Source organism: Noviherbaspirillum soli, from assembly GCF_015352955.1.
In the GTDB taxonomy this organism is placed as follows: domain Bacteria; phylum Pseudomonadota; class Gammaproteobacteria; order Burkholderiales; family Burkholderiaceae_D; genus Noviherbaspirillum_A; species Noviherbaspirillum_A soli.
Genome location: NZ_JACYOX010000011.1, coordinates 73,238 through 98,508, shown reverse-complemented (window position 1 = coordinate 98,508; position 25,271 = coordinate 73,238). Strand labels below are relative to the sequence as shown.

Sequence of the window (25,271 nt, the reverse complement as noted above, 5' to 3'; positions counted from 1 at the left end):
CGGCACAGTTTTTAAACGACGAAAGAAACCCCATGAAGATGTCCCACACGTTCGCCGCGCTGATCTGCGCCACCCTGTCGCTGGCCAGCGCCTCCGCTCTGGCTGCCATGTCCAACGAAGAATTCGTGCAGCAGGAAATCAAGTTCGAGAAGCAGCTGCAGGCGGACGCGAAGTTCAAGACCGAGACCAGCGAATTCTGCAAGCGGCTTGGTACCGCCCGGCAGGAAGAGGAACCAAAGTGCGTCGCCCTTAAGAACGCAAATATAAACAGCGTCTATGGCAACCTGAACTCCAGCCGCTTACGTAACTAACGCCCAATTTGGATTGTGCATTCCAATCAAAAGCAGATGTGCAAGTAAGCAAGCAGTTGGATTGCACAATCCAATTTTGTAATGCGCTCCACATCGAATCACGGCCCCGAACTCCGGGGCCTTTTTCATTTATGCGAAGGGAAGGTCGACCACAAAAGAGGCTGAGAGGAAACATTTCTCTTGCTCATAAGAAATCCAATGGGTATTATTCTCCCTTGTTATGCCGCAATAACGTTGCGTTGTATACGGTGCATTGGCGTTGCCTTGTGCCCATTGAATTCAATTTGTCGGAGCATTAATGAGTACAAGCACACAGCATCAGGTACGTCCTGGCCAGACTTGGGCAGAAAAGCATCCTCATTTAGGACTACGCGTTTTCATCATCCAGGCGGTCCGGGACGATAGTGTGCATATGCGCACGGTGTATGACGAAGGAATCATTGGCGTTGGCGATACCACCGTTCCGCTAACGTCACTTCAGGCTCAACAGGTCCGCTGGCAGTTCGTCAGCGAGCCACGCCCTTGCGCCCAGTAATCCCTGCAGAACCCAGGATCTTCCACTGCTATCCCTCTCACCTAAAGGACTTCCATGCTATCCCGTATTCTTGTTCCCCTGATCGCCGCTCTCGGCCTTGCCGGTTGCGCCACCACGCTCCAGGACGTCAACCAGGGACTGACCGGTCTGAACAATACTCTGGCTGCCGTTTCTGGCGCTCCGGCTGGCGCATTGCAGACACGCCCCGTATCGATCGCCCCGCAGATGAGTGTCGAACAACAGGCAAGCCTCCTGCAGGCGCTCCAGGGTCAGCAGGGCGACAAGCGTATCGCCGCGTCGCTCCGGGAAGCTTCGCCTACGATTAAGACGGTACTGGAGAAGCGTGCATGCAATTCAGCAGCTGGTACACGGGTCTACACAGCGCCTGGCCGCGACTTTGCCGGCTTGCTGCCGATGTCCTACACGCCGTACCACAACAAGGCGGCATGTCTGAGCGTCGCGCGCATCCACGGCTGGAAGATGCAGGCGTTAAATGCCCTGGCATTCGAAGTCGTCTATCTCGCTGACGACAGCGGCGAAACCGTCAAGGCCGACCACGAAGTCGTCAAGCAGCCAGACGGCGCTTGGCTTTTCTCCCGCTAATTCCCCGTACTTCGTCGCCAAGAACAACCGGCCTTTGCTCTAGGCCGGCTCCCCGCAAAATTATTTCACAAAAGATACATTATTTCTTGCTTCATATAAATACGTTGCGTATTATGGGCGTCTGTTATGTATCTTCAAAGCAAGGGAGCGAGCATGTGGTTCAAGAACCTTCAGTTACTGCGGCTACGGCCACATTGGGACATGTCAGCGGCAAAGCTGGCCGGCCTGCTGGCCACGCAGGCGTTCCAGCCGTGCAGCGGCCTGCAGTCTGAGTCGATTGGCTGGATCAGCCCACGCGATGACGGGCAACTGGTTTATGCCTTCAATCGCCAGTTCCTCATTTCACTGGCCATCGAGAAAAAGAATCTGCCGGGGCAGACCATCAAGCAGAAGGTCAAGGAAAAAGCGACCGAACTGGAAAACCAGCAAGGCTTCAAGCCCGGCAAGAAGCAGCTCAAGGAAATCAAGGAAGAGGTCATCGACGACCTGCTGCCGAAGGCCTTCCCGGTGCGGTCCGCCATCCAGGTCTAGATTGATCCGGTCAACGGCTGGATCGGCATCGATGCCTCCACGCCAGCCAAGGCAGAACTCGTCTTCAAGTACCTGGTCAAGGCCGTCGAGCAGCTTCCGGTCTCCAGCCTGCGTCTTTGCCGCTCCACCACCAGCGCCATGACCGAATGGTTGTCCGAAGACGAAGCGCCCGGCGCCTTCACAGTCGACAACGAGGCCGAACTGCAGTCGATGAGCGAAGGCAAGGCTACCGTCAAATACACCCGCCACTCGCTGGATGCGCAGGATGTGCGCAATCACATCGTCGCCGGCAAGCAGTGCCTGAATCTGGCCATGACCTGGAACGGCAAGATTTCCTTTGTCCTGTCTGGCAATACCACCATCAAGCGGATCCGGCCGCTGGAGGTGCTGAAGAACCATGCCGATCCGACCCCGAAAGGTTCGGACGAAGTGTTCGACTCGGACTGGGCCCTGATGACCGGGGAACTCAACAGCCTGATTAACGGACTGATCGACGCCCTGGGCGGCGAGGTCCAGGATGAACTGGCGGCCTGAGATGAAAAACCAGCTAAGCCAGCATCGTGAAATGGATCACCCGGCCTCCAACAAGGCACTGATGACCACGCCGCCCATGACCCGGCAGCAGTTCGAGCAGATCAAGAAGCAGCAGCGCCACAACCGCCGCCTGATCGAGGAAGCCAATGATGCGCGGGAACTGCGCCGCGCCACGTCGGAGTACGCAGCATGAGCTTTTCCAGTCCTCAAAACGATTCGGTGGAATCGCTTCGCTGGCCCGCCGCTGACGAAACCTATACGGTCCACATGCTCATCGAAAAGCATCCCGCCGTGCTCACCTCGCTGCGGCCGTGGTTCGTCACCTTCAATGCTTACTGTGGGGAACCAACCGACGGCTATCCCGGCGAGTACCGGTTCCACTTCTTTGAGCCATTCCCAGTGGAGGAATTTCCCCCCCATAGCCCCGTGCATGGCTACGAGATTGGGCGCCAGTACGGTATCGGCGGAATGGCGCATGAAGCCAGTTATGCCACCCCCGAGGAATATCTCAGGGACATGATTCTGTGCGCTGGCCATGCCAATCGCGCCATTGCACACATCCAGGGCGCGAGCCGCGCCTGATCTCTTTTCTGAACGGTTAACACAACACCATGCAAACCCAAGCCGACACTCATTGCAACGCCACCATTGCGCCGCCTTCGCTGGGCGAGTTCCTGAAAAAGACCCGCCTGTCCCAATGCGGCGCATCAGGCCGACCGCTGACCATCAGCGACATCAAACGCCGCAGCGACCTCTCACTGCCGGTGCTGAGCAAGCTCGAAGCGGGCAAGATCCGCGACCCGAAGTTCAGCACGATCGTGCAGGTCTGCAAGGGATACGGCCTGCCTTTTGAGGCGCTGGCGCTCTTTGTCGAAGATATTGCGGCCGCACGCCAGGTAGGACCCCAGGCCGAACACTGAGCCGCCTTACAAATTACTGTCATTCATCTCCAGAAGCCAGATGTAATCGCAAGGTCTGGAATCCTTTTTAACTCATCAAGAAAGCACATCATGTTTAACACCACCAAGGCAGGAAATTTCACCATGAAGAAGCAAGCAATTCTCGTCGCATTGATCGCAGGTCTGGCACTGGCAGGTTGCGGTGGCGGTGGCGGTGGCAGTGACAGCGGCACCTCGTCGACGAGCGCGACACCCGGCGGCAATATCACCACCAATGCCGGCACGGGCAGTGGCAACAACATTCCACAGACGACGATCCTTGCCTCGACCACGGTGGTCGATCCGGTAACGTCGGTGCCGGATGCGCAGTATGCTCCGACCCTCGAAGAAGCGGCAATTTTCAAGGCGCTGAATGATATGCGCGGTGCAATGGGCGTGGGTCTGCTGCAGCAAAGCCTGAAGCTCGATTTTGCAGCAATGAACCATGACTTCTTTTTTGTGAAGAACGAGCTGTACAAGAATGGGACCTATATCAATTCCACGTTCAACGGCATTCTTGGACCGCACTACCAGGACCCGGCGCTGTTCGGCTTTACCGGCCAGGCTCCTGCAGATCGTGCCATCTTTGCCCAGTACACGGGTACAGTCACTGAAAACGTGACCGTCAATACCCCAGCGGGCGATTGCGCGAAGAACCTGTTCAACTCGGTTTATCACCTGATCTCCCTGGTGAACTGGTATCGCGAAGTCGGCATTTCGGTCACACCGGGCAAGACCTGCGTTATCGTTCTTGGCCATGACGCAGCCAATGACATGAAACCGCAACTGCCAAAAGCAGGTTCGGTGTCGGTAACGCCTTCATCTGGCCAGACGGGCGTGGAAACCACGTTCTTCAACCAGTTGGAACTGCCAACGCCTGCGGCCGATATTGGCGTAGGCACCGGCGTGGGCCGTCCGGTACTGGTCAACCTGTACTCGCAAGGCGCCGAAACACTGGCACCGACCGAAGTAGGCGTCATCAGCTACACGATGACGCGGGTAAGCGACGGTGCTGCGGTCGATGCTCGTATCCTGACTGCACCTGGTGTGCTGTCGATGGGTGCAAAACTGACCTCGGATGCGCACATCAATGGTTCCGGCAACATCGTTCTGCTGCCAACGAGCCCGCTCGACGCTGGCACCACCTATAAAGTTACCTTTGTCGGCTCGGTCAAGCAAAACCCGGTCGGCAAGACCTGGACCTTCACAACCAAGTAATCGTACTTCTGAACCTCTCGGGGTTCTCCAGTATGCCAAGGCTCAATTCTTCGGAAATGGGCCTTTTTCTTTTGCGGCGTAGACAAGCATGCTGGTCATTTCTCTCCGCAAGTGTCCAGCGGACTTTCCGCCTCTCTCGGCTTTCGAGAACCAACCTTTCAGGAGAACGAAATGAAAACAATCCCATCGAGCCTCGCCGTATCCCAACGCCTCATCCCCGGCACGCCCACGCCACAACGCGATCCGCACATGATTGCGATGTACTCTGCCTTCATCATGGAAGGCATGCATGACAAGGACTACGACGCCGTCCTGACCGCATGGAACGGCGGCTGCGTCGAACTGGTCTGGGAGGTCATGGGCTTCGTGCCCTACCTGGTGGACGCCATCAACGCAGTTGCCAGTGCATGCGGCGACGATCTGGAGTATCCCGGCGTGCTGGAATACGAAGTGGCTGCGCCGTTTGGCCTCTGGATCGCCCAGACCGTTACCGCAACAGGTTCGATGCCGGCGCCTGACGCCTGCCGCGCCTGGATCAATGATGCGATTGTCGAGTTCTTTGCCAAGCATCAGGATGCGGAGCGAGCGGCGCAGATCAAGGCGGCTGTCTCAACCCATGCGGCGACTGTCCCTGCCACAAGCCATTAACCATACAGCCCGGTTCCATTCTTGGACCGGGCTTTTTTCTTTTTCGATATTGGTTACATGTTCCGGTCAGTTCATACAATTGCTTACACCCACCGAAGTTAGAGTTCGCTATCGTGCTGGCTAGAAGAACGCAGCAAGTCGTTGCACTTCGACTGTTCAACAACCACTGAGGTCCACATGAAAAAACTGTCTGCTCTGATCGCCGCTACCCTGTTCTCTGGTGTTGCCTTTGCCCAGGCACCTGCTGTGGTCACGGAACCGGCCGCCAAAAGCGAGCTGGCCACCAAGAGCGATGTGAAAGCTGCTGCGAAAGTCGAAAAGGCTGAAATCAAGGCGACCGAAAAGATCAATAAGGCCGTGGCGGATCAGGCTGTGACCGACACAAAGGCCGATGCCAAGGCTGTAAAAACCAAGGCGGATGCACAGGCCAAGGCCGACAAAAAGATCCTGGCTGCCAAGAAGGATGTGGCTGAAGCCCAGATCGACGCTGGCGCGAAGGTTCACAAAGAGCACAAGTAATGGCATGATGCCGGCCTCGCTGATCGCGCTCGGCGAGTAGTAGGTAGAGAAGCACCGCGGCGAGCAATCGCCTGCGGTGTTTTTTTTGTCCTGCCGGAGGCCGCCAGAGTTATTGCAACCGCGAGAGGATATAAACCAACGGCTTAGGAATCTCGGCTTCAACGTAAAGCCTCTCGGGACGTCAGAGTTAATGCAGTTTGCCTACTCCCGAGCCGTAGTTGTTGCAATGAGTGTCTTGAGAGATACCGACCCTGGAGAAGCAGGAGCAACCGTCTGGGCGACCCTTATGATTTCGTCCCCGGACCACTGGTATCTTCAGTAAGGTCTGCTAGCGGGCGGCTACCGGTCATAGCAAGAGCATCTGCGGATGCCGGCTGTCGACCCGTTGCAGACACTGGCAGATATCACATGAACGTCCGCTCTATAAACAATAAGGGGACATTATTATTCTATTGTGGAATTGACGTGGCGCTTCACAAGATGCCGGGCACGGACACGGTGACCATCGTGGCATTGCCTAGTTGGGGGAGCCTAACAAGGATTTGCAGAATGCATTTAGTGAAGACGTTTGCGAAAGTCGATTAGGCACTTTTGAAGTACGTCGAGTGAGTCCTGTAGAAAGTCGCGTCTCTCAAGCAATGTTGCGTAGGGCCCATTCTGGGTAGCGTTCTTCTCCGCAAGTGCTTTTAGCTTACAGTTAATGGCATAAATGCAACATTCGTGCATCTCTATCTTGCGGATAAGTCTCTTCAGCATAAGGCTTGTTACGTTGCTCATCGTTGCTGAGTCTAAATCGTCAATGGTCTTGGAAGACCGATATGCTTGATGACGGTTCTCGACCTTGCGCACGGATTTCGCACGTACTTTAAACCTGAGCTACGTTGGTCTAGATGGGGCAACGTAAATATGCGCATGAACAAGCACATTCGCCTGCAACGCAGAACCCCTTATGAGCTGGAAGGTCATCATGACATGCTATTTACGATGCGATGTATGTACCGCGACGGTACGATCCTGTCTTCAGAAGAAATCAGGAAAGGGATATGCCGTGCTGGAAACTTGATTGTTGAAAAATACGTCTGCGCAGGCAAGGATGTACGCAAGGCTCGACTGCTCAGTACAATGACCATCCTTTTTGCGCGTGACCTCGTCCCACCGCTTTTCGATATTGAAATAGCGACCATGGACGACCAGCAAATGGGGCCGCGTAGTTACAACGACCTGCTTGATGTAAGCGTTTTCAAGAAACAACGTTATAAACAAAGTTGGATACTGCAGCACCCTCCGACGTGGGTGGGTTATCGGGGCTAGCCGGTTAATCGCCTCTACGGCCTAGGTCAGCTTGTTATCTAGCCTACTTAGGACGAGGACGGGACAGTGCGCGGTCAGGCATGGACAAGCGGCCTGCCCTCAATTCGGCAACGGCTTCAAGCACCGTGCGCGCTACGTTGCGCACTTCCTCCTGCACAGCTTCGTCGCGATCCAGCACCTCATGGCTCTTCGCATAGGACTGGTAATAGCCGATAAATCGGTCCAGGCGCGCCTGGGTACCGGCGTCAATCAGGCCCATCCAGTCGAGCCAGTCGGAAAGCGCCCTGCGCGTGCCTTCGATCCCGGCAACGTCGCCATGTACGACGAGACCATAGGTGCGGCCTGCCAGGTGCTTGGGATATGCCCATCCGGCCAGTTCCAAGTCCTTTGCCATTTCGGCGTTCTTGCCCGAAGTGGTGGTCGGATCGGGATTGCCGCCATCGGCGCAAACCAGGCGGTCGATCATCAGCTTCAGCGCGCTGGGAGATTGATACCAGTACACCGGTGTGAAGATGATGATGCCATGCGCAGCTACCCATCTTTCATAGATCTCCCCCATCCAGTCATTCGTCTGGCGAAGGCCGTGGTTCGGATAACAGCTGCATGGCCAGTGGCACAGCGGCATGGCAGTCGATACGCAGCCCTTGCACGGGTGGATATGCCAGTCGTAATCGGAAATCAGGCGACTCAGGTCTAAGACATCCGCCTCGATGCCTTCCGCTTCCAGAACCTCACGGGCAATCTGCGTCAGCCTGAAGGTCTTGGACATCTCGCCTGGGCAAGTACCGTCATTGCGATCTGAGCCGCAGATCAGCAACACTCGCGAACGCGTGCCGGCATCCTTTTGCGTCGCCTCGGCGGCGAGCAAGCGATCTCTGGTCTGTTTCCATTCAACGGAGAGCTCATAATCGGGATCAGAAAATTCAGCACCTGCCTTTTCTGTGCGGGCGAGCTTTTTCTCGTTGATATAGGCGTCCCATGCCACCTCTTCCACTTGCGCCAGCGCCCCGCCAACTTTTTCGAATGCGGGATGTCCGAAGGAACCTTGAAAGCGGGAACGGAATTCATCACGGCTGAGCATCTCGCCAAACTGGCCTTTGCGCGGTTTTGTCATGGTTTTGTCAACTCGGAGTCAAAGCGAATAAAATTGGGAGGCCAATGCAATTTGCCTGCGCATAGATAACGCGCGGCGCAGCCTGATCGACCGCACGTCAATACGCTCGGAACAAGGCATATACCACACATATTCTGCGAGCGGCTGACTACCTTCATGAAGCGTTCTTTGAACTTGGTTCGGCTTAGCGGACCGCGACGTTGATTTGCAATCTCTGGGCCAGAAAGCTTATGCAGTGGTTATAGATGACATACACAGCGTTACCGTTTTCCGGATCCAGATTTTTTGCCGCCACCGGAAATCTTGTTCTCGGTTGCCCAAGCGCGCCGCTCTGCCTCCTTTTCCGGCACGCCGCGTTTCTCATATCCCTCTTCAATATGCTCGGCTTGGCGTTTCTGCTTCTCTGTATAAGCTGATTTATCACCCTGCGGCACAATATTCTCCTTGAGAAATTAAGTTAAAGTGGACTAAAGCGCACGCGCTCTATGGCTTTAGAAGATTTGATGAAAGACATTCAATTGAGTTCCGAGTTTTCAACTATTTCAGCTACACCATCAAAGAAATCGTCGTGATAAGCCGTGTGTCCCAAAGCGTGTAAGCAGGAACTCAACCATTGTGCAAACTTATATTTTTCGCCGACGCTTAGTCCAAGACATGAGATGAAAGATACAGATCAGCCGCTGTTACAACACTTGTCGAAAAGCAGTAATTGTGCCGACTATTCGGGTATGGCATAGGGTATGCCAGAGCACATCTCTGTCTTTGACTGTCCGAACTACGAAACGCGCAATAAAAGATGACATGTTCCACAATGCACATCACTTTTGTTTCTACACTCCGTCTTCAGCTTTCTGGTTAAGCTTGAAAAATCATTCCTGGTTTCAACGTCCTTGAGGAGACAGCCATGCGTCGTAGAGTAGCCGTGTCATTGTTGAAGAGCTCAGTTCTGTTTGCCGCCATCGTAGGTGCTTTTCCCCTACCCGCTGGTGCATCCAGCCATCGCGAAGCACCGTTTCTGACGAATGCACCAAAGGTCGATGGAACCGATTTCTACATGTTTCGCAGCTATGAGGCAGGACGCCAGGACTATGTCACATTGTTGGCTAACTACATTCCGTTTCAGGACCCTCAGGGTGGCCCTAATTTTTACCAGTTTGATCAAAATGCGCTGTACGAAATTCATATCGACAGCAATGGCGATGCGCAGGAAGACATCACATTTCAGTTCCGTTTTAAGAACACGTCCAAGCGTACAGCCCTGCCGGTAGGCGATAAGCAGGTGCTTATTCCCCTTATTAATTCCGGTCCGATATCTGCGCCCAACGACGCCGCACTCAATGTTAGGGAAACCTACACGATCGACATTGTTCGAGGCGATCGTCGCTCAGGAACCCGTACGCGCCTGGCCAATACTGCTGGGGGGACTGAGTTTGATAAGCCGGTTGACAACATAGGTGAAAAGACCTTTCCAGCCGGGTATGACGCGTATGCGAACCAGCATATTTACACGGTCGCGATTCCCGGTTGCGGCAATGGCCGTGTCTTCGTTGGACAGCGCAAGGAACCTTTCTATATAGCCGTCGGTAAAATTTTTGACTTGTTCAATCTGAACCCGCTTGGACCCGAAAACGCCGGCAATAAGAATGACCTGGAACAAAAGAATATCAGTACCATTGCCATGGAAGTGCCGATTGCCTGTCTTGCGACGACAGCAGGTGACCCGGTAATTGGTGGCTACACGACAGCAAGCATGCGTCAGGGCCGATTGTTGAATCCAACTCCTGGCTCCGGTTTAAATAACGCGACCAAGGAAGGCGGCGCCTGGACCCAAATCTCACGCATTGGTATGCCGTTGGTCAATGAAGTAGTAATTGGAATAGACGACAAGGATCGCTTCAACGCCTCCAAGCCAAAGGACGACGGCCAGTTCATCAACTATGTAACGAATCCGGTCTTGCCGAAGCTGGTTGAAACTCTGTTCCCGAGTGCCAAGGCACCGACAAATTTCCCGCGCACTGACCTTGTCACTGTATTCCTGAAGGGAATCAGTGGCTTGAACCAGCCGAAATCCGTTACAGCATCGGAGATGATGCGGTTGAACACATCAATTGCGCCGGTCGCTGCTACATCCCAGAATCCGCTGGGAGTGGCTGGCGGCGATAAGGCAGGCTTTCCAAATGGTCGCCGTCCGGCAGACGACGTAACTGACCTGTCACTGCGCGTTGCAATGGGGGCACTATGCGTGCTTACTGGGCCTACTGACACATTGCAAGTTGGCTGCAAGCCGGCGGATGCGCCCGCCGGTGGACTGGCCCTGACAGATGGGGTGCGCAAGACAGCAGCGGATTATCTGCAAACTTTCCCGTATCTCAGCGCACCGCTCCCAGGCAACTTCAATAAGTAATGGAGACCCATTATGACCAGTAAAAAAATCCTCCATTCCGTATCGGCCCTGCTGTTCTTGCTTGTCTTGACAGCTTGCGGCGGTAGTGATTCGAACGATAATCAGTCCGGCAATAACTCAGGTAGCAGCGCCGGGGCATCGGATGCTTTCTTTGCCAAGGTTCAGTCGGTGATTGCATCCAGTTCGGAAACAACCGAGCCAGTCGACATTACCTCGATTGCGGTTACTACGCCGGAGACAATTGAACCCGCTGCGGAGCTTTAACCCTAGCTGTGCAAAATGTGCGGAATGGAGAACCATCAGCGTTATCCATTCCGCAGCAAAGTTGCCTGGTCTACACAACAGCACGGAAAAAAATACGGCGCACCGAACAAAATTAGCGTTTGCCTCTGGTTGGTAAGCAGACATACAGTAATGGGTCATCAACTTCCGCTTCTGGCCGGCTGCTATCTTTCACCGGCCAGCACAGAACGACCCAAACCAGCTATCCACGACTGAGTTCTCGAAGGTCTGGAATGCGACAATCAGCGGAAGCTGGCTTCAGGGCACGAATCTTCCAACGCATCTGCTTGCCGTTTCCATGATGAGGCTTAATCCCGCCAGAAACGCGCCAGTATTGGCTTGGTGCTAATGCCATGTATGTAGACTGATAGCATGATGGCAGTAAGCGTGAGCGATGCCATCTCCCGCGCCAAGTTTTCTGGCAGGCCATGCTGAATCGCGTACATGAGGTAATAGACTGAGCCGATTCCGCGTACACCAAACCAGCCGGTGATGGCGCGCAGTCGGAGCGAGGTCTGGGTGCCGGCCAGGCCAATGAAAACGCTTAACGGTCGAGCTACGAAGAACAGGAACGCCGCCAACCCTACCGCACGCCAGCTCCACTGGCCGAGATAGATCATTCCGCCCACCAGCAAAACCAGCATTAATTCGGAGAGTCGTTCCAGATGCTCTTTGAATACCAGTGCCTCGGCACTTACTGTTAGTGGTGCATGATGCTCCGGGTCTTCCTTTGCCGCGTCTGACTTGGACATGTCTGACTCAAGAATACCTGTTTTGTCGCGCGGTGCTCCAGCGAGAACCAATTCAGTATGGCGAAGTGCTACACCGGCGAAAAAGACTCCTAAAAACCCCCATGTTTTAAAAGAAACGCACAGACCGTAGACGACGGCAATAAGACCTAGCCCTACCAGATCGTCGAGCACGTCATGTTTGGGATCGGTGCACCGCAGCATCCAACCAACTCTAGCCAGTGCCGCGCCACTCACCACGCCGATTAGAATGGCGCCAATGGTGGCCCAAACCACGTCAACGAGCATCCACGTTTTCCCGAACGAGCCGATTTCGTGCAACCCGAGCATACCAAGCCCCAACATAACGAAGGGAAACGCACTACCGTCATTCATGCCAGCTTCACATGTGAGCATACAACGCAGTTCGTCGCTGTCACCTGCGCGCCGGATCTGCACGTCTGTAGCCAATACCGGATCTGTCGGGGCGAGAATCCCACCCAGCAAGATGCCGGCTCCCAATGGGAGGTGAAATGCGAAATAGCAAAACGCCGCTACCATGAACACCGTAATCGTCATGGAGACCCAAGCAAGGCGGACTGGTGCGGCCCATCGCTTTATCGTAACAGGCACCGGCATTTTGACACCGGCAGAAAATAATGAAATGAGAACCGCAATTTCGGTGGCGACTTCCAGGGTGGAAGATTGCTTCAGTGGATCAAATGTAAAGATATGAAAAAAGGTTGGCCCGAGCACAAGGCCGACGGTGAGGTAGAACATGGCCGAGGAAACCGGCAGACGCGTGATGGCCGTTGCGGCTAATCCACGCGCAAGCATGAGGACGCCAATCAGCAAAAACCAGTGGGCAGTCGTCATCGTAAAGTGAGTGGTTCCAACTTGATCTGACAGAACGTGTCAGGCCAGATATGTCACTGTTTGATGTTATCCACGATCGATCATAAAGCCCATTCATCAGAAAGACTGCAATGCAGTAGGAAGCGGCCATTTTGGTTGCCGCACATCTACTACAACCTTCTGAAATACAACCGGGGAGACGTTAAGCCTTTTACTGTGGGCCATACCCGAAATGCTTACCTTTTCGAGATCCAAAATGCGGTTATCTATCGAAACACCAAGGGCGAGCGTTTTGCTGAGCGCAACCGGACCGCCAGTGCGACATTACCTATTGCGTTCAGAATGGCCGTTGGTCTGCCCGGTATCATTATTTGCCTTGATCTCGTCTAAACGGTAACCATAGCCGTATACAGGGGAAAGGCGATAGTTGCGGCTTGGGATCAAGCTCAGCTTGTTACGTACCCGTGATACATGGGTGTCCATGGTGCGCGATATTCCCGGCAGGTTTCCTCCCCAAACCGTTTCTACAATGAGGCTCCGCGATAGCGGCTGGCCAACGTTACGCAGAAATAGAAGTGCAAGATCGAACTCTTTTCTTGTTACGTCCACTGGCTTGCCCATGACAGTAAGTCGGCCCCGGCGCGGCTCGAAAACGTAGGGCCCAATTTCGAGTTTTTCGTCGTCCGCTTGGGATGGATAGGCTCGACGCAACAGCACTAATACCCTCGTAATAAGGTCCCTGCGCCGGGTCGGCCTGAACATGTAATCATCAGCGCCGGCGTCCAGGGTGGCAATGACGTCATCCTCGTTTGCAGAACCGGTAATAAACAGAATTGGTATTGCTGCGGACACCTGTTTGCGCACTGCCTTGACGAAATCCCGTTCTTCTTCCGGGCGCTTTAGACCGATGACCAAAGCATCAAAGGGCTGATGACGCAGTTTCTTCAGCAGTTCTATGCTGGAGGCAGCCTGGTCACACTCATGCCCGATGTTCCCGAAGACCTCGCATATAGACTTACCTTCGCTCAGGTCGAAATCGAGTATGGCAATTTTCATAGTGGGCGCGGGCATCTTGAATGCGTTCAGGAAAGATGAATTATTGTCAACCTTTCACAGGGTAAAGTAAATTACATTTTGTAACAATTTTCATTTCACGACGCTAGGCGGCAGAAGCTGTGTTTCCCGCAAGATGGTGAGGTAATACGTGAACGCTCACCGAGTATTAATACAAGTATCAAGACGGGAAAACTTCCGAGATTGCCGGAATGCATTATTGCATGGTCGTCTCAAGTCCGTTTCAGCAACAACAGAATAGACGCCCACGGTGACTTGCCGGGCTTTGGCCATGACTTTCTTTGTCCTTGGTGGCCACGCAGCGCCTACTGGCTCTGGCGCGGTCCCAGTAGCATAAAAACCGAGCCAGTCAGTTAATCTCACCAAGTTAGAGTCAGCTTTCGTCGTGGTTGAATTATCCAACGCCTCTTGTAGACGGCTCGGCCCGGCTTTTCTAGCGGGAACCGGCGCACTCCGGCGATGGCTCCCCACAACGAAACCCATCGCTTGGCCAGTTCTTTTTCGGTGATGGAATCAGCCTGAGCTTGTCGGTCCAGCGCTATGACCATTCGGCGCATTGCAGATACCTTCCGTTGAAAACTATCGCGGTGCGGTTGCATATCCACCTCCCTGTATGACCTGCATTGGACCACTGATGCGATCTCTCATAAACAATGGTAATGTATTAGATTGTTGCAACTTTTGCAACATCTTGCGGCAGTGGTGCCCCTTGCACTTTTCCCTGCGTGACCGGCGCGTCTACGTAAGCGCCTAGCGAACTCACCTTGTGACAGGCGCGGCATATTAGGGATGATGGTGTCCACCTAATAAGTGGACACCTCATGACAGAACCGATCTTGACGACAGTGCGTCGGCGCCGCTACGGCGCAGCCATGAAGGCGCAGATTCTCGCAGAATGCGAACGACCAGGCGCATCGATTGCCGCCGTCGCCATGGCACATGGCGTCAATGCTAACCTGGTACATAAGTGGCGTGCCCGGGCGGCCAAACGCCAGGACATCACTATGATGGTCCCAGATGTGTCCTTCGTTCCTGTGCCCTTACAGGCGGCCGGCATTGCCTCTGAGGTTACGGAACTACGCATTGAATTGCGCCGCGGTCCAGTGACCGCCACGGTCAGCTGGCCGATGGCATCTGCGGCCGAGTGCGCAGCATGGCTGCGCGAGGTACTGCGGTGATTCGCATTGATGCCATCTGGCTGGCCGGCGAACCGCTGGATATGCGGGCCGGCACGGACACTGCCCTGGCACGCGTGGTGAAGGTGTTTGGCGCCGCTCGCCCACACCATGCCTATCTGTTTGCGAACAAGAGCGGCACGCGCATGAAGGTCCTGGTGTATGACGGCTTGGGGATCTGGCTGGCCGCCCGCCGCCTCAATCGCGGCCGCTTCGTCTGGACCGAGGGGGCGCCAATTGCCACCGTAGCGCTCAACGCCGAGCAGTTACAGGCACTGGTCACCGGCCTGCCATGGAAGACGCTTGCCACTGACCACGCCATTGCAGTGGTCTAACGCCCGTACGTATACTGTTTCTGTTCCGATACGGCAGTTGTTCTGGCACACTGCCGCGCATGACTTCTGCACCCGACCTGTCCACCCTCGACGCCGACGAACTGCGCCAGCTCGCCAGCCGGCTGATGGAAGAAATGCGTGGCAAGCAGGCACTGATCGACAAGCTCACGCACGAGATGGCCATCCTCAAGCGGCTCAAGTTCGTCGCTTCCAGCGAAGCCTATAGCGGCGAGCAGCAGCGCATGCTGTTTGAGACTCTCGATACCGACATCGAAGCCCTGACCGCCGAGATCGAGCAACTTGCGCCGACCAAACCAGCCGAGGACGATGGTAAGAAGCAGCCCAAGCGCGCACCGTTGCCGGCCGCGCTGCCGCGCAAGGAAATACGCCACGATCCGGATTCCACCACCTGCACTTGCGGCTGCCAGCTGCAGCGCATCGGCGAGGACGTGGCGGAGAAGCTCGACTACCAGCCCGGCGTCTTTACGGTGGAGCGCCACATCCGCGGCAAATGGGTCTGCCGGCAATGCGAAACGCTAGTGCAGGCGCCGGTGCCGCCGCAGATCATCGACAAGGGCATCCCGACGGCGGGCCTACTGGCCCATGTACTGGTGGCCAAATACCAGGATCATTTGCCCTTGTACCGGCAAAGCGGCATCTTTGGGCGCGCCGGACTGGCCATCCCGGACTCGACCTTGGCTCAGTGGGTTGGCGTATGCGGTGTGCAGCTGCAGCCGCTGGTCGATGCACTCCGTCAGGAACTGCTGGCACAGCCCGTCTTGCATGCCGACGAGACGCCAGTAGCCATGCTCAAGCCGGGCAATGGCAAGACGCATCGGGCCTACCTGTGGAGTTACTGCAGCACCAGCATGAGCACCATGAAGGCAGTCGTGTTCGACTTTGCCGAATCGCGCGCTGGCCGCCATGCCGGCGACTTCCTTGGCGACTGGCGCGGCACGCTGGTCTGTGACAACTACGTAGCGTACAAAGCGTTGTTCCGGCAAGGCATGATGGAAGCTGGCTGCATGGCGCATGCCCGCCGCAAGTTCCACGAGCTGTATGCCAATCACCAGAGCCAGATTGCCGAAGAAGCCTTGAAGTTGTTCGGCGTGCTGTACGACGTCGAACGCCAGGTGCAGGGGCTCGACATTGATGCCAGGCGAGCGATAAGGCAGCAGCTCGGCAAGCCGGCGGCCGATACCTTGCATGCCTGGCTGCTGGCACAACGGCAGCGCGTACCGGACGGCAGTGCGACGGCCAAAGCGATCGACTACAGCCTGGGACGCTGGGGTCCACTGACGCACTATCTGGACGATGGTGCGGTGCCGATTGATAACAACTGGGTAGAGAACCAGATCAGGCCGATTGCGCTTGGCAAGAAGAATTGGCTATTTGCCGGGAGCCTGCGTGCCGGGCAGCGTGCTGCCGCGGTGATGACTCTGTTGCACTCGGCGCGACTGAATGGCCACGACGTGCACGCCTACATGAAGGATGTCCTGGAGCGCTTGCCGACACTCCCGGCCAGCCGCATCAGCGACTTGCTCCCGCATCGCTGGACGCCCGCTTAATTCCTCCATCTACCTTCAGAGCCCCGTCAAGATGAGATGACCGGGCGCTTACGCGTCTACCAAGTGGCAGCGCGTCTCACCAATATGGGCAGCGAGTCATACAATTGCTTTTGGTACCTTGGCGTAGGGTCGTTCAATCCAACGTGCTCTCCCCCAAAGGTTGACGAAAGCCAATGCAATTGGCCACAGTGGGACAAGATTGGTTTTGCAGTTGCTTGTGAGAGTGGGACAGAGCACTCGTCTGCGATGGAGTGTGCTCAAGGGATTAGTCGGCTAGTGCTTGGCCAAGAAAACCCCTGACAACCGGCGGTAGGTATCTACTATACGTATCCTACCTACGCGGCCGGCATGCTTCTAGAGTCTATGTGGCCTATACGAAGTCGTGTATCGGACCTTCTTACGCATATGCCTAGGCAGCTTTAGCAGTAGCATTAGCGGGATTGCTTATCGGGCGGGAAGCTGCGAAAGCCATCCACAACTTCATCCAACGAAAAGCCACTTCTCTATCTACGCCTGAACCTGCTGAGACCAAGCGGCTGGCTCTATCAACGGCTATTACTGCTCGCTGCGCAGCATAGGCCCTACGCTGATGAATGTCACGCCGCATTTTTATACCAATCCCATAACGGACTCAGGTAAAAAAAACCGCCTTGGCTATGAACCACGACGGTAAATACTCGAGCGAACTTGTGCTCTGTCGGAACTTTATTGCAAGAACAATTGTGCTCTTAAAAATGTTAAAAATAAACAACTATTTTGTAACTGCCTATTACGGCATAGTTATTGACTCAACCGTACTGAGCTAAAGGCACATTGAAAAATTTGCACACGGTGGGTCATACGCCAGTTTGCAGTCCTCAGTCCAATGGTATGGCTGAAAGGGTACGTCAACTCGCTCAAGCGACTACGTCAACCAGATGGCCTGCAATACGGCCGCTGCCGTTCTATGTGAATTGCAGGACGTATCTGAACACTTCAATGGAGTCCCATCCTCATTCGGCTTTGAAATGGAAATCCCCTGACATATACAGAAAGGACTGGTGCGTCAAGCTTAGAAAAATAACGCAAACCAAGCGCTAGACCGTGTCCGGTTATACAGGGCAAGATCATGTCTGCTTTCAACGTTGAAGCGGACGGAGAAACTAAACATTTGAAAGACTGGTATTGGCCGATCTGCAGCATATCGAGATCCGATCATTTTGATCGTTTGTGCTGCCAAAGCGGACGCCGTCGTCACCACTTCTCCCGGGTCAGAAGAAAGGGCCAACCACATGGTCGGCCCTAAATTTGCCGGCATCGCCGCGGCACCAAGAGCAAATTGCACTAACTCTGATGATTTAATTGCAACTCTGACTCGGAAATTGCAGTAATTCTGACCGCCTCCGCCTGCGGGATCGATCTCTTTCGCGCGGCGCATTACTGACGAATGTTCTTCATCACACAAGGCAAGCGAACGGCTCAGCGGAGCCAACTTGTGGAGAAAAGGAATCAGTCTATGTTCATGAATGCTGCACTTCGTGCCAAGCATGCGGAAGCCGGCGTACTGCGCTGTTTCAAAAATCGGAATAGGGGCAGCTATGCTTTCATGGCCCGCCCATGCGCCGTGCGACATTGCAAGGAATGGATCAAGGTGCTACGCGCCGTCCGCGAGCAGGCACCGGATGACATCGCGGCTGCATAAAGGTCTTTTGGACCACGTTTTTTAACCTCTACTCGCCCCGCGCATCTTCTGATGCCGGGGGTTTTTCTTTTTTGTGGAAACATTCGAGTTCAGTTGGCCCGTTTCCCATTGCCTGGTATTCCATGTTCGCCATCTCCATGAGTAAGGCAAACCCGCGACAGCGGATTACTCATTTCAACGATGGAGAAACACATGAACGACCAACATGGCAACAACAAGGCAGAACATCCTCAGGCGCGCATCCTCTATAGGCACAAGGAACATGGTGGCCTCTACGAGGTCTCTACCGAGGACGATGGCCGGATTGCGATCTGGCCACAGGGAGGTGGTTTTCAACGGCTCCTATCCGCGGAGGATTTCGCCAGTCGGTATGTTGTGGCGCCGGCGCTTGTCATGCGCCGCGGCACGGTAACGGCGGAATTCCTTGCTGAAGACGTGGTGCTTCCATGCTTCAGCGACGGCAGCGCCTGGAACGGCTGGGGCATGCCCCGCTTCGACAAGGAGACGGCCCTGAAAATCGTGTCGCTCATGCCGGATCTGTCCTATAACGAGGCGACCGGCATCATTACCCTGCAGTTCGTGGGGGAGGATCCGGAAGACTATCGGCCCCATACAATCACCTGCGAGGGTGAGGCGGTAGAAGTCTACGAAATCGGCGGCGGCTGGACATGGGATAGCGTCAAATTCCCGGAAACGGAAGACGATGACCCGTTAGGCCAGAAAGCTAATGAAAAGAGCTTCCTGCTTTTGTCATCTGACTTCCCTGACGATCCTGCTGCTATGGGAGTGTCGGTTGGGCAGGCGATTGATCAGGTAACGTCCGCAGTTCACGGTACGGTCGACGGTGCTGCGCCAGGCCGGCTACTCGTAAAGTGGGAAGGTGCCGGGCAAACCGCTGTAGGAAAGCTCGTGATCTACGACGGGTCGCCACATGCGCAAAAAGGCCTGAATGAGTTGACGTCCTTGCTCAATGCACTGTATGAAACCCAACCGGCACCAGCTGAGGTCGCTGCCTTTCTGAAGGAACGCGGTTTTGTAGACGCCGCCGGGGTGCTTGCCGCACCCCGGGAGTAACCTTTCTACCGACCCGACTCTTCCATTTCTGGAGAGTCGGGTTTTTTCATACGCGCGGCCCACTGTGTTGGCGTCTGGCCCCGCCGTTCCATGAACACCCTGGCAAAGGACTGCGGCGTGCCATAGCCAACCGCTCTGGCAACTGACTTGACTGGCTGGCCCTGGCGCAGAAGATTTTCCGCAAGGTCCAGCCGCCAGTCGGCAATATAGGCAGCCGGGCTGATGCCGATTAGGTCATGAAACTTCTTTGCAAATTTGCTGCGTGACATTGATGCTTCGGTCGCCAAAGTACCAACCTGCCATTCCGCCGCCGGGTTCTCGTGAATCAACGTCAGTACCTTGGCAATGCCGGCATCTGCGAAGCCGGCCAGGACCCCGGCTTTCAGTTGTTCGGTTTCCATGGCATGCCGAATTACCTCGAAGACGAGGATGTCACTGAGTTTGTCCATCATGAAGCGCTTGCCAAAGGACTGCGTGGCTGCGCGGGCAAACAACAGCTCAACGATCTCAGCAATGCCATCGATCTCTGCCAGTGGGATAGCCAGGTAATCCGGGAGTGACTGGGCAAACGGATTGCGTTCAGCTTCCTTGAACTGGACATTAGCGCAGACAAGTTCGGCTTCGGTGCCGGGTGCCACGATCAGGCGGTGATTGTAGGGCCGTGGATAAAAAATGATCGTCGGGTCCGCGGCCACGATCGTCGAGCCGTCGTCATGTTCCATGGTGACGGGGCCGCGCCGCACGAAATGCAGGTGGCTGACTTTCTGGTTCTCGCTGAACTCATTTGCACCGCAAAAGCCGCCCGAGAAAAAGGTCTCCGCTGCGAAGTTGAAGCGGGACAGAAGTGAAATTAGAAGCTCATCGTTCATTTGGATGAATTGGTACATTCTTTGGACTAACTGCTCCAATAATAGCTCAAGTAGGTAACGATTGCGTCGTAAGTATTACTAACTGGAAATTTATTTGGTCCATCAATATTCATGGTCCTCTTCTTGGAAGAGCACTGCCAACCTTTTCATTCAAAAAATGCAAAGACTCTCAAGTCTGAAAATCAGTACCAAGCTCGCGCTTGGATTTGGCGCGATGGCACTGCTCATTGTCGTCCTCGCCGCCTTTGCGCTCTCGCGCATGTACGGCGTTGAAGCGGTGGTTGAATCACAAAACAAAATCCGCGCTGAGAAGCTGGAGCAGCTCTACAGTGCGCGGGAAGCCTTAGATCAGACTGGCATGGCTGCTCGAAATGCCTTCATCTTTACCAGCGATACGGACGCGAACAAGGAACTTGACATCCTTGACCAGCAAAAGGCGATTTATCTCGACGCGCTTGGCGCAATGGCACCAGCGTTCAAAGGGGATGCCGACTTCGAAAAGGCAAAGAAGGGCTTGCTGGCGATGGCGGAGGAATTGAAGCGTCCACGCCAGTACCGCAGTGCGGGCAAGATGCAGGAATATGGCGAGTTTCTGGTCAAGGAATGTTCGCCGCTGCGTCGCCAGATCGTCGCCGACATCGATGTCGTTCTCAAGTCGGTCCAGCGCAACGTCGATAACCAAAGCCGCGCCGCAGAAGCGGCCGTCAGCGAGTCGGTGAACATCATCATGACGGTCGCGGCGCTGGCGCTGCTGGTCGCCGTGATCGTCGGTGTCCTGATTACACGTGGGCTGCTCAGGCAACTGGGTGGCGAACCAGGTGAGGTGGCCGGCATTGCGCGCCGCGTGGCGCAGGGCGATCTGACGGTCAGCATTGCTACCAGCGGCGATGACAAATCCAGCGTCATGGCGGCGATGAAGGAAATGCGCGACAGTCTTGCAGCCATTGTGGCGCAAGTGCGTAACGGTACTGAGGCTATCACGACCGCCTCTGGCGAAATCGCATCCGGCAACATGGACCTGTCCTCCCGTACCGAGCAGCAGGCGTCCTCGCTGGAAGAGACCGCCTCGTCGATGGAAGAATTGACCGCGACGGTCAAGCAGAATGCGGACAATGCCCGCGATGGGAATGCCGTGGCAATTGCCGCTTCGGAGGTCGCCATCAGGGGCGGTTCGGTCATGAACCAGGTGGTGGGCACCATGGGCTCGATCAACCAGTCGGCGCAAAAGATTGCCGACATCATTGGCGTGATCGATGGAATCGCGTTCCAGACCAATATCCTCGCGCTCAACGCCGCCGTCGAGGCGGCACGAGCCGGGGAACAGGGCCGGGGCTTCGCTGTGGTGGCAACCGAAGTGCGCAGCCTGGCGCAGAAGTCGGCCGCCGCGGCCAAGGAAATCAAGTCCCTGATCAGTGATTCGGTCGAGCAGATCGGCACAGGCAGCAAGCTGGTGACAGAAGCGGGTGCGACGATGGAAGAAATCGTCGACAGCGTCAAGCGGGTGACCGCCATCATGGGAGAAATCCTGGTGGCATCGCAGGAGCAGAGCGGTAAGCGCCTAGCGAACTCACCTTGTGACAGGCGCGGCATATTAGGGATGATCGTGTCCACCTATCTTCTTAAGTGGACACCTCATGACAGAACCAATCTCGACGACAGTACGTCGGCGCCGCCATGGCGCAAGCCTGAAGGCGCAGATTCTCGCAGAATGCGAACGGCCGGGCGCATCGATTGCCGCTGTCGCCATGGCACATGGCGTCAATGCCAACCTGGTGCATAAGTGGCGTGCCCGGGCGTCCGAACGCCAGGACACCGCTGTGACGGCGCCCCATGTCTCCTTCGTTCCCGTGCCCTTGCAGGCTGCCGCCTTGACCTCTGAGGTTACGGAACTACGCATTGAATTGCGCCGCGGTCCAGTGATCGCCACGGTCAGCTGGCCGATGGCATCTGCGGCCGAGTGCGCAGCATGGCTGCGCGAGGTACTGCGGTGATTCGCATTGATGCCATCTGGCTGGCCGGCGAACCGCTGGATATGCGGGCCGGCACGGACACTGCCCTGGCACGCGTCGTGAAGGTGTTCGGCGCCGCCCGCCCACACCATGCCTATCTGTTTGCGAACAAGAGCGGCACGCGCATAAAGGTCCTGGTGTATGACGGCTTGGGGATCTGGCTGGCCGCCCGCCGGCTCAATCGCGGCCGCTTCGTCTGGACCGAGGGGGCGCCAATTGCCACCGTAGCGCTCAACGCCGAGCAGTTGCAGGCACTGGTTACCGGCCTGCCATGGAAGACGCTGGCCACTGACCACGCCATTGCAGTGGTCTAACGCCCGTACGTATACTGTTTCTGTTCCGATACGGCAGTTGTTCTGGCACACTGCCGCCCATGACTTCTGCACCCGACCTGTCCACCCTCGACGCCGACCAACTGCGCCAGCTCGCCAGCCGGCTGATGGAGGAGATGCGTGGCAAGCAGGCGCTGATCGACAAGCTCACGCACGAGATGGCCATCCTCAAGCGGCTCAAGTTTGCCGCTTCCAGCGAAGCCTATAGCGGCGAGCAGCAGCGCATGCTGTTTGAGACCCTCGATACCGACATCGAAGCCCTGACCGCCGAGATCGAACAACTCGCGCCGACCAAGCCGGCCAATGATGAGGACAGGAAGCGGCAGCCCAAGCGCGCACCGTTGCCGGCCGCGCTGCCGCGCAAGGAAATACGCCACGATCCGGATTCCACCACCTGCGGTTGCGGCTGCCAGCTGCAGCGCATCGGCGAGGACGTGGCGGAGAAGCTCGACTACCAGCCCGGCGTCTTTACGGTGGAGCGTCACATCCGTGGTAAATGGGTCTGCCGGCAATGCGAAACGCTGGTGCAGGCGCCGGTGCCGCCGCAGATCATCGACAAGGGCATCCCGACGGCGGGCCTGCTAGCTCATGTACTGGTGGCCAAATATCAGGATCATCTGCCCTTATACCGGCAAAGCGGCATCTTTGGGCGCGCCGGACTGGCCATCCCGGACTCGACCTTGGCTCAGTGGGTCGGCGTCTGCGGTGTACAGCTACAGCCGCTGGTAGATGCACTGCGTCAGGAACTGCTGGCGCAGCCCGTCCTGCATGCCGACGAGACGCCAGTGGCGATGCTCAAGCCGGGCAATGGCAAGACGCATCGGGCCTACCTGTGGAGTTACTGCAGCACCAGCATGAGCACCATGAAGGCAGTCGTATTCGACTTCGCCGAATCGCGCGCTGGCCGCCATGCCGGCGACTTCCTTGGCGACTGGCGCGGCACGCTGGTCTGTGATGACTATGTGGCGTACAAAGCGCTGTTCCGGCAAGGCATGATGGAAGCTGGCTGCATGGCGCATGCCCGCCGCAAGTTCCACGAGCTGTATGCCAATCACCAGAGCCAGATCGCCGAAGAAGCACTGAAGCTGTTCGGGGTGCTGTACGACGTTGAACGCCAAGTACAGGAGTTCGACATTGACGCCAGGCGAGCGACCAGGCAGCAACTCGGCAAGCCAGCGGCCGATACCTTGCATGCCTGGCTGCTGGCACAACGGCAGCGCGTACCGGACGGCAGTGCGACAGCCAAAGCGATCGATTACAGCCTGGGCCGCTGGGGTCCATTGACGCACTATCTGGACGATGGTGCGGTACCGATCGATAACAACTGGGTAGAGAACCAGATCAGGCCAATTGCGCTTGGCAAAAAGAATTGGCTATTTGCCGGTAGCCTGCGGGCGGGGCAGCGTGCTGCCGCGGTGATGACTCTGTTGCACTCGGCGCGACTGAATGGCCACGACGTGCACGCCTACATGAAGGACGTCCTGGAGCGCTTGCCGACGCTACCGGCCAGCCGTATCAGCGACTTGCTCCCGCATCGATGGACGCCTGCCTAATTCGTCCATCTACCCCAAGAGGTTTCGTCAAGACGAGATGACTGGGCGCTTACGCAGAGCGCCGGCATCGAGCAGGTGAATCAGGCAATCGGCCAGATGGACCAGGTCACCCAGCAGAACGCGGCACTGGTGGAGCAGGCGGCAGCGGCAGCAGCCTCGCTGCGGGACGATACGGGATCGTTGACCCAGGCAGTCAGCATCTTCCGGCTTGGAGGGGAAGGGCTAACTTCCCTTTCTGCCCCGGTAAGCAAGCCAGTCTGTGCCCCCGCGCCTTCGCTGATCGTCGATCGAAAGCCAGCCGCAGTAGCCAGACGGACCTTGTCGCACACGCGCGCCAGGAATCAGGAATCGACCACTCGCGACGCTGGAAGTTGGGAAGAGTTTTAGTCGGTTGGCACAGCAGGTCGGTTGAGTTCCTAACCGGCCATTGAGCTGCCATACCTACATTTCCACTTGGAAATGCCGTAAACCTTGCGAAGCCCTACTTTGTCCCGTATTGCGCGCCGCAAGGCACCCTCATTGCACCGTCATCAAGGAAATCTGCAAATGTATTCCGTATCGCCCCTGACTTATCCCTGTGAAGTATTGAACTTCAGACTTGGCACCGAAGAATATGGCATCAGCATCCTGAAGGTCCAGGAGCTGCGTACCTACGAAAACGTGACCCGCATCGCCAATGCGCCTGACTTTGTCAAAGGCGTGGTCAACCTGCGTGGCGTCATCGTTCCGATCATCGACATGCGTATTCGTTTCAATACCGGTGTGCCAGCATACGATGATTTTACCGTTGTCGTGATTCTCAACATTCGCAACCGCGTCATAGGCATGGTGGTCGACGGCGTATCGGACGTGGTAACCCTGCAAGAAGATCAAGTACGCCCGGCTCCGGAGATGGGGTCTGCTGTTGACACCGACTACCTGATGGGTATCGGTACTGTCGATGATCGCATGCTGATTCTGCTCGATATCGACCAGTTGCTGTCTTCGAGCGAGATGGGCCTTTTCGACAAAATGGCTGCGTGAGCAGCTTACATCCACTTATCTGTGCTTTCGCTTCCACTGGAAAAATT

At 55.9% G+C, this 25,271-nt stretch carries 26 protein-coding genes and 1 pseudogene; 21 read left to right on the top strand and 6 right to left on the bottom strand.

Features of this window, described 5'->3' with window-relative positions; all coding sequences use genetic code 11:
* The first annotated feature begins 32 nt into the window (after positions 1-32).
* From IGW04_RS10870 to IGW04_RS10825, 10 genes and pseudogenes are all read left to right on the top strand, one after another.
* A complete protein-coding gene (locus tag IGW04_RS10870; protein ID WP_194713094.1) occupies positions 33-311 on the top strand; it encodes a hypothetical protein in 279 nt (92 codons plus the stop codon).
* Between the two features lie 589 nt (positions 312-900).
* Entirely contained in the window at positions 901-1,449 is a 549-nt protein-coding gene (locus tag IGW04_RS10865) for a hypothetical protein (protein WP_194713093.1), read from the top strand.
* Positions 1,450-1,602: 153 nt separating this feature from the next.
* Positions 1,603-2,514, top strand: a pseudogene (locus IGW04_RS10860) (recombination-associated protein RdgC).
* 1 nt (position 2,515) lies between these two features.
* Positions 2,516-2,707 carry a hypothetical protein gene (locus IGW04_RS10855; RefSeq protein WP_194713092.1) on the top strand — a complete coding sequence of 64 codons (192 nt, stop codon included), beginning with the start codon at positions 2,516-2,518 and terminating at the stop codon, positions 2,705-2,707.
* On the top strand, positions 2,704-3,096 hold the full coding sequence (locus tag IGW04_RS10850; protein ID WP_194713091.1) for a hypothetical protein: 393 nt from the start codon (positions 2,704-2,706) through the stop codon (positions 3,094-3,096). Before IGW04_RS10855 ends, IGW04_RS10850 begins: the two co-directional genes overlap by 4 nt.
* Before the next feature lie 29 nt (positions 3,097-3,125).
* Positions 3,126-3,434, top strand: coding sequence for a helix-turn-helix domain-containing protein (locus IGW04_RS10845; protein WP_194713090.1), 309 nt, complete (start codon positions 3,126-3,128; stop codon positions 3,432-3,434).
* Positions 3,435-3,524: 90 nt separating this feature from the next.
* On the top strand, positions 3,525-4,670 hold the full coding sequence (locus IGW04_RS10840; RefSeq protein WP_194713089.1) for a hypothetical protein: 1,146 nt from the start codon (positions 3,525-3,527) through the stop codon (positions 4,668-4,670).
* A gap of 171 nt (positions 4,671-4,841) precedes the next feature.
* Positions 4,842-5,318: a hypothetical protein gene (locus IGW04_RS10835; RefSeq protein WP_194713088.1), complete on the top strand. Its 477-nt coding sequence runs from the start codon at positions 4,842-4,844 to the stop codon at positions 5,316-5,318.
* A gap of 177 nt (positions 5,319-5,495) precedes the next feature.
* A complete protein-coding gene (locus IGW04_RS10830; protein ID WP_194713087.1) occupies positions 5,496-5,837 on the top strand; it encodes a hypothetical protein in 342 nt (113 codons plus the stop codon).
* Between the two features lie 912 nt (positions 5,838-6,749).
* On the top strand, positions 6,750-7,148 hold the full coding sequence (locus tag IGW04_RS10825) for a hypothetical protein (protein WP_194713086.1): 399 nt from the start codon (positions 6,750-6,752) through the stop codon (positions 7,146-7,148).
* 43 nt (positions 7,149-7,191) lie between these two features.
* Here the strand turns inward: IGW04_RS10825 and IGW04_RS10820 are convergent, their stop codons facing one another.
* A complete protein-coding gene (locus IGW04_RS10820; RefSeq protein ID WP_194713085.1) occupies positions 7,192-8,262 on the bottom strand; it encodes a flavodoxin family protein in 1,071 nt (356 codons plus the stop codon).
* A 260-nt stretch (positions 8,263-8,522) separates the two neighbouring features.
* A complete protein-coding gene (locus tag IGW04_RS10815) occupies positions 8,523-8,696 on the bottom strand; it encodes a hypothetical protein (RefSeq protein WP_194713084.1) in 174 nt (57 codons plus the stop codon).
* Between the two features lie 470 nt (positions 8,697-9,166).
* Here IGW04_RS10815 and IGW04_RS10810 point away from each other — a divergent pair, with 470 nt between their 5' ends.
* Together IGW04_RS10810 and IGW04_RS10805 are read left to right on the top strand one after the other, a co-directional pair.
* Complete coding sequence (locus IGW04_RS10810; protein ID WP_194713083.1) at positions 9,167-10,666, top strand: DUF4331 domain-containing protein; 1,500 nt, start codon at positions 9,167-9,169, stop codon at positions 10,664-10,666.
* A 12-nt stretch (positions 10,667-10,678) separates the two neighbouring features.
* Complete coding sequence (locus IGW04_RS10805; RefSeq protein WP_194713082.1) at positions 10,679-10,930, top strand: hypothetical protein; 252 nt, start codon at positions 10,679-10,681, stop codon at positions 10,928-10,930.
* A 326-nt stretch (positions 10,931-11,256) separates the two neighbouring features.
* Here IGW04_RS10805 and IGW04_RS10800 read toward each other — a convergent pair whose 3' ends face one another.
* Together IGW04_RS10800 and IGW04_RS10795 are read right to left on the bottom strand one after the other, a co-directional pair.
* Positions 11,257-12,552, bottom strand: coding sequence for a cation:proton antiporter (locus IGW04_RS10800; protein WP_194713081.1), 1,296 nt, complete (start codon positions 12,550-12,552; stop codon positions 11,257-11,259).
* Between the two features lie 303 nt (positions 12,553-12,855).
* Positions 12,856-13,587: a response regulator transcription factor gene (locus tag IGW04_RS10795; RefSeq protein ID WP_194713080.1), complete on the bottom strand. Its 732-nt coding sequence runs from the start codon at positions 13,585-13,587 to the stop codon at positions 12,856-12,858.
* Positions 13,588-14,426: 839 nt separating this feature from the next.
* Here IGW04_RS10795 and tnpA point away from each other — a divergent pair.
* The 3 genes from tnpA to tnpC (IGW04_RS10780) are packed head-to-tail and all read left to right on the top strand — an operon-like array spanning position 14,427 to position 16,683.
* Positions 14,427-14,783 (top strand): IS66-like element accessory protein TnpA, encoded by a 357-nt coding sequence (tnpA, locus tag IGW04_RS10790; RefSeq protein ID WP_194713079.1) that lies wholly within the window; start codon positions 14,427-14,429, stop codon positions 14,781-14,783.
* Entirely contained in the window at positions 14,780-15,115 is a 336-nt protein-coding gene (gene tnpB, locus IGW04_RS10785; protein WP_194713078.1) for an IS66 family insertion sequence element accessory protein TnpB, read from the top strand. The genes tnpA and tnpB (IGW04_RS10785) overlap by 4 nt, the downstream gene beginning before the upstream one ends.
* Positions 15,116-15,174: 59 nt before the next feature.
* Positions 15,175-16,683 carry an IS66 family transposase gene (tnpC, locus tag IGW04_RS10780; RefSeq protein ID WP_194713077.1) on the top strand — a complete coding sequence of 503 codons (1,509 nt, stop codon included), beginning with the start codon at positions 15,175-15,177 and terminating at the stop codon, positions 16,681-16,683.
* 1,051 nt (positions 16,684-17,734) lie between these two features.
* Here the strand turns inward: tnpC (IGW04_RS10780) and IGW04_RS10775 are convergent.
* The gene (locus tag IGW04_RS10775) at positions 17,735-18,295 is read right to left on the bottom strand and encodes a hypothetical protein (RefSeq protein WP_194713076.1); all 561 of its coding nucleotides are present in this window, start codon (positions 18,293-18,295) and stop codon (positions 17,735-17,737) included.
* 261 nt (positions 18,296-18,556) lie between these two features.
* Between IGW04_RS10775 and IGW04_RS10770 the strand changes: the two genes are divergently transcribed.
* Positions 18,557-19,438 carry a hypothetical protein gene (locus IGW04_RS10770; RefSeq protein ID WP_194713075.1) on the top strand — a complete coding sequence of 294 codons (882 nt, stop codon included), beginning with the start codon at positions 18,557-18,559 and terminating at the stop codon, positions 19,436-19,438.
* A 5-nt stretch (positions 19,439-19,443) separates the two neighbouring features.
* Here IGW04_RS10770 and IGW04_RS10765 read toward each other — a convergent pair whose 3' ends face one another.
* Positions 19,444-20,325: an AraC family transcriptional regulator gene (locus tag IGW04_RS10765; protein WP_194713074.1), complete on the bottom strand. Its 882-nt coding sequence runs from the start codon at positions 20,323-20,325 to the stop codon at positions 19,444-19,446.
* Between the two features lie 76 nt (positions 20,326-20,401).
* On the opposite strand from IGW04_RS10765, the gene IGW04_RS10760 reads away from it, so the two are divergent.
* The 5 genes from IGW04_RS10760 to IGW04_RS10745 all read left to right on the top strand — a co-directional run bounded on the left by IGW04_RS10760 (position 20,402) and on the right by IGW04_RS10745 (position 25,224).
* On the top strand, positions 20,402-22,087 hold the full coding sequence (locus IGW04_RS10760; RefSeq protein ID WP_323744843.1) for a methyl-accepting chemotaxis protein: 1,686 nt from the start codon (positions 20,402-20,404) through the stop codon (positions 22,085-22,087).
* A complete protein-coding gene (locus IGW04_RS25695; protein WP_323744845.1) occupies positions 21,993-22,298 on the top strand; it encodes a transposase in 306 nt (101 codons plus the stop codon). The genes IGW04_RS10760 and IGW04_RS25695 overlap by 95 nt, the downstream gene beginning before the upstream one ends.
* Entirely contained in the window at positions 22,295-22,630 is a 336-nt protein-coding gene (tnpB, locus tag IGW04_RS10755; RefSeq protein ID WP_194713073.1) for an IS66 family insertion sequence element accessory protein TnpB, read from the top strand. The genes IGW04_RS25695 and tnpB (IGW04_RS10755) overlap by 4 nt, the downstream gene beginning before the upstream one ends.
* A 59-nt stretch (positions 22,631-22,689) precedes the next feature.
* Positions 22,690-24,201 (top strand): IS66 family transposase, encoded by a 1,512-nt coding sequence (gene tnpC, locus IGW04_RS10750; protein ID WP_194713072.1) that lies wholly within the window; start codon positions 22,690-22,692, stop codon positions 24,199-24,201.
* A gap of 546 nt (positions 24,202-24,747) precedes the next feature.
* The gene (locus IGW04_RS10745; protein ID WP_194713071.1) at positions 24,748-25,224 is read left to right on the top strand and encodes a chemotaxis protein CheW; all 477 of its coding nucleotides are present in this window, start codon (positions 24,748-24,750) and stop codon (positions 25,222-25,224) included.
* The last annotated feature ends 47 nt before the right edge of the window (positions 25,225-25,271 follow it).

Bases quoted from the DNA above. Each gene is read 5' to 3' on its own strand.
- IGW04_RS10870 (WP_194713094.1), top strand. From the start codon at position 33: ATGAAGATGTCCCACACGTTCGCCGCGCTGATCTGCGCCACCCTGTCG.
- IGW04_RS10865 (WP_194713093.1), top strand. From the start codon at position 901: ATGCTATCCCGTATTCTTGTTCCCCTGATCGCCGCTCTCGGCCTTGCC.
- IGW04_RS10855 (WP_194713092.1), top strand. From the start codon at position 2,516: ATGAAAAACCAGCTAAGCCAGCATCGTGAAATGGATCACCCGGCCTCC.
- IGW04_RS10850 (WP_194713091.1), top strand. From the start codon at position 2,704: ATGAGCTTTTCCAGTCCTCAAAACGATTCGGTGGAATCGCTTCGCTGG.
- IGW04_RS10845 (WP_194713090.1), top strand. From the start codon at position 3,126: ATGCAAACCCAAGCCGACACTCATTGCAACGCCACCATTGCGCCGCCT.
- IGW04_RS10840 (WP_194713089.1), top strand. From the start codon at position 3,525: ATGTTTAACACCACCAAGGCAGGAAATTTCACCATGAAGAAGCAAGCA.
- IGW04_RS10835 (WP_194713088.1), top strand. From the start codon at position 4,842: ATGAAAACAATCCCATCGAGCCTCGCCGTATCCCAACGCCTCATCCCC.
- IGW04_RS10830 (WP_194713087.1), top strand. From the start codon at position 5,496: ATGAAAAAACTGTCTGCTCTGATCGCCGCTACCCTGTTCTCTGGTGTT.
- IGW04_RS10825 (WP_194713086.1), top strand. From the start codon at position 6,750: ATGAACAAGCACATTCGCCTGCAACGCAGAACCCCTTATGAGCTGGAA.
- IGW04_RS10820 (WP_194713085.1), bottom strand. From the start codon at position 8,262: ATGACAAAACCGCGCAAAGGCCAGTTTGGCGAGATGCTCAGCCGTGAT.
- IGW04_RS10810 (WP_194713083.1), top strand. From the start codon at position 9,167: ATGCGTCGTAGAGTAGCCGTGTCATTGTTGAAGAGCTCAGTTCTGTTT.
- IGW04_RS10805 (WP_194713082.1), top strand. From the start codon at position 10,679: ATGACCAGTAAAAAAATCCTCCATTCCGTATCGGCCCTGCTGTTCTTG.
- IGW04_RS10800 (WP_194713081.1), bottom strand. From the start codon at position 12,552: ATGACGACTGCCCACTGGTTTTTGCTGATTGGCGTCCTCATGCTTGCG.
- IGW04_RS10795 (WP_194713080.1), bottom strand. From the start codon at position 13,587: ATGAAAATTGCCATACTCGATTTCGACCTGAGCGAAGGTAAGTCTATA.
- tnpA (WP_194713079.1), top strand. From the start codon at position 14,427: ATGACAGAACCGATCTTGACGACAGTGCGTCGGCGCCGCTACGGCGCA.
- tnpC (WP_194713077.1), top strand. From the start codon at position 15,175: ATGACTTCTGCACCCGACCTGTCCACCCTCGACGCCGACGAACTGCGC.
- IGW04_RS10775 (WP_194713076.1), bottom strand. From the start codon at position 18,295: ATGTCGCACGGCGCATGGGCGGGCCATGAAAGCATAGCTGCCCCTATT.
- IGW04_RS10770 (WP_194713075.1), top strand. From the start codon at position 18,557: ATGAACGACCAACATGGCAACAACAAGGCAGAACATCCTCAGGCGCGC.
- IGW04_RS10765 (WP_194713074.1), bottom strand. From the start codon at position 20,325: ATGTACCAATTCATCCAAATGAACGATGAGCTTCTAATTTCACTTCTG.
- tnpC (WP_194713072.1), top strand. From the start codon at position 22,690: ATGACTTCTGCACCCGACCTGTCCACCCTCGACGCCGACCAACTGCGC.
- IGW04_RS10745 (WP_194713071.1), top strand. From the start codon at position 24,748: ATGTATTCCGTATCGCCCCTGACTTATCCCTGTGAAGTATTGAACTTC.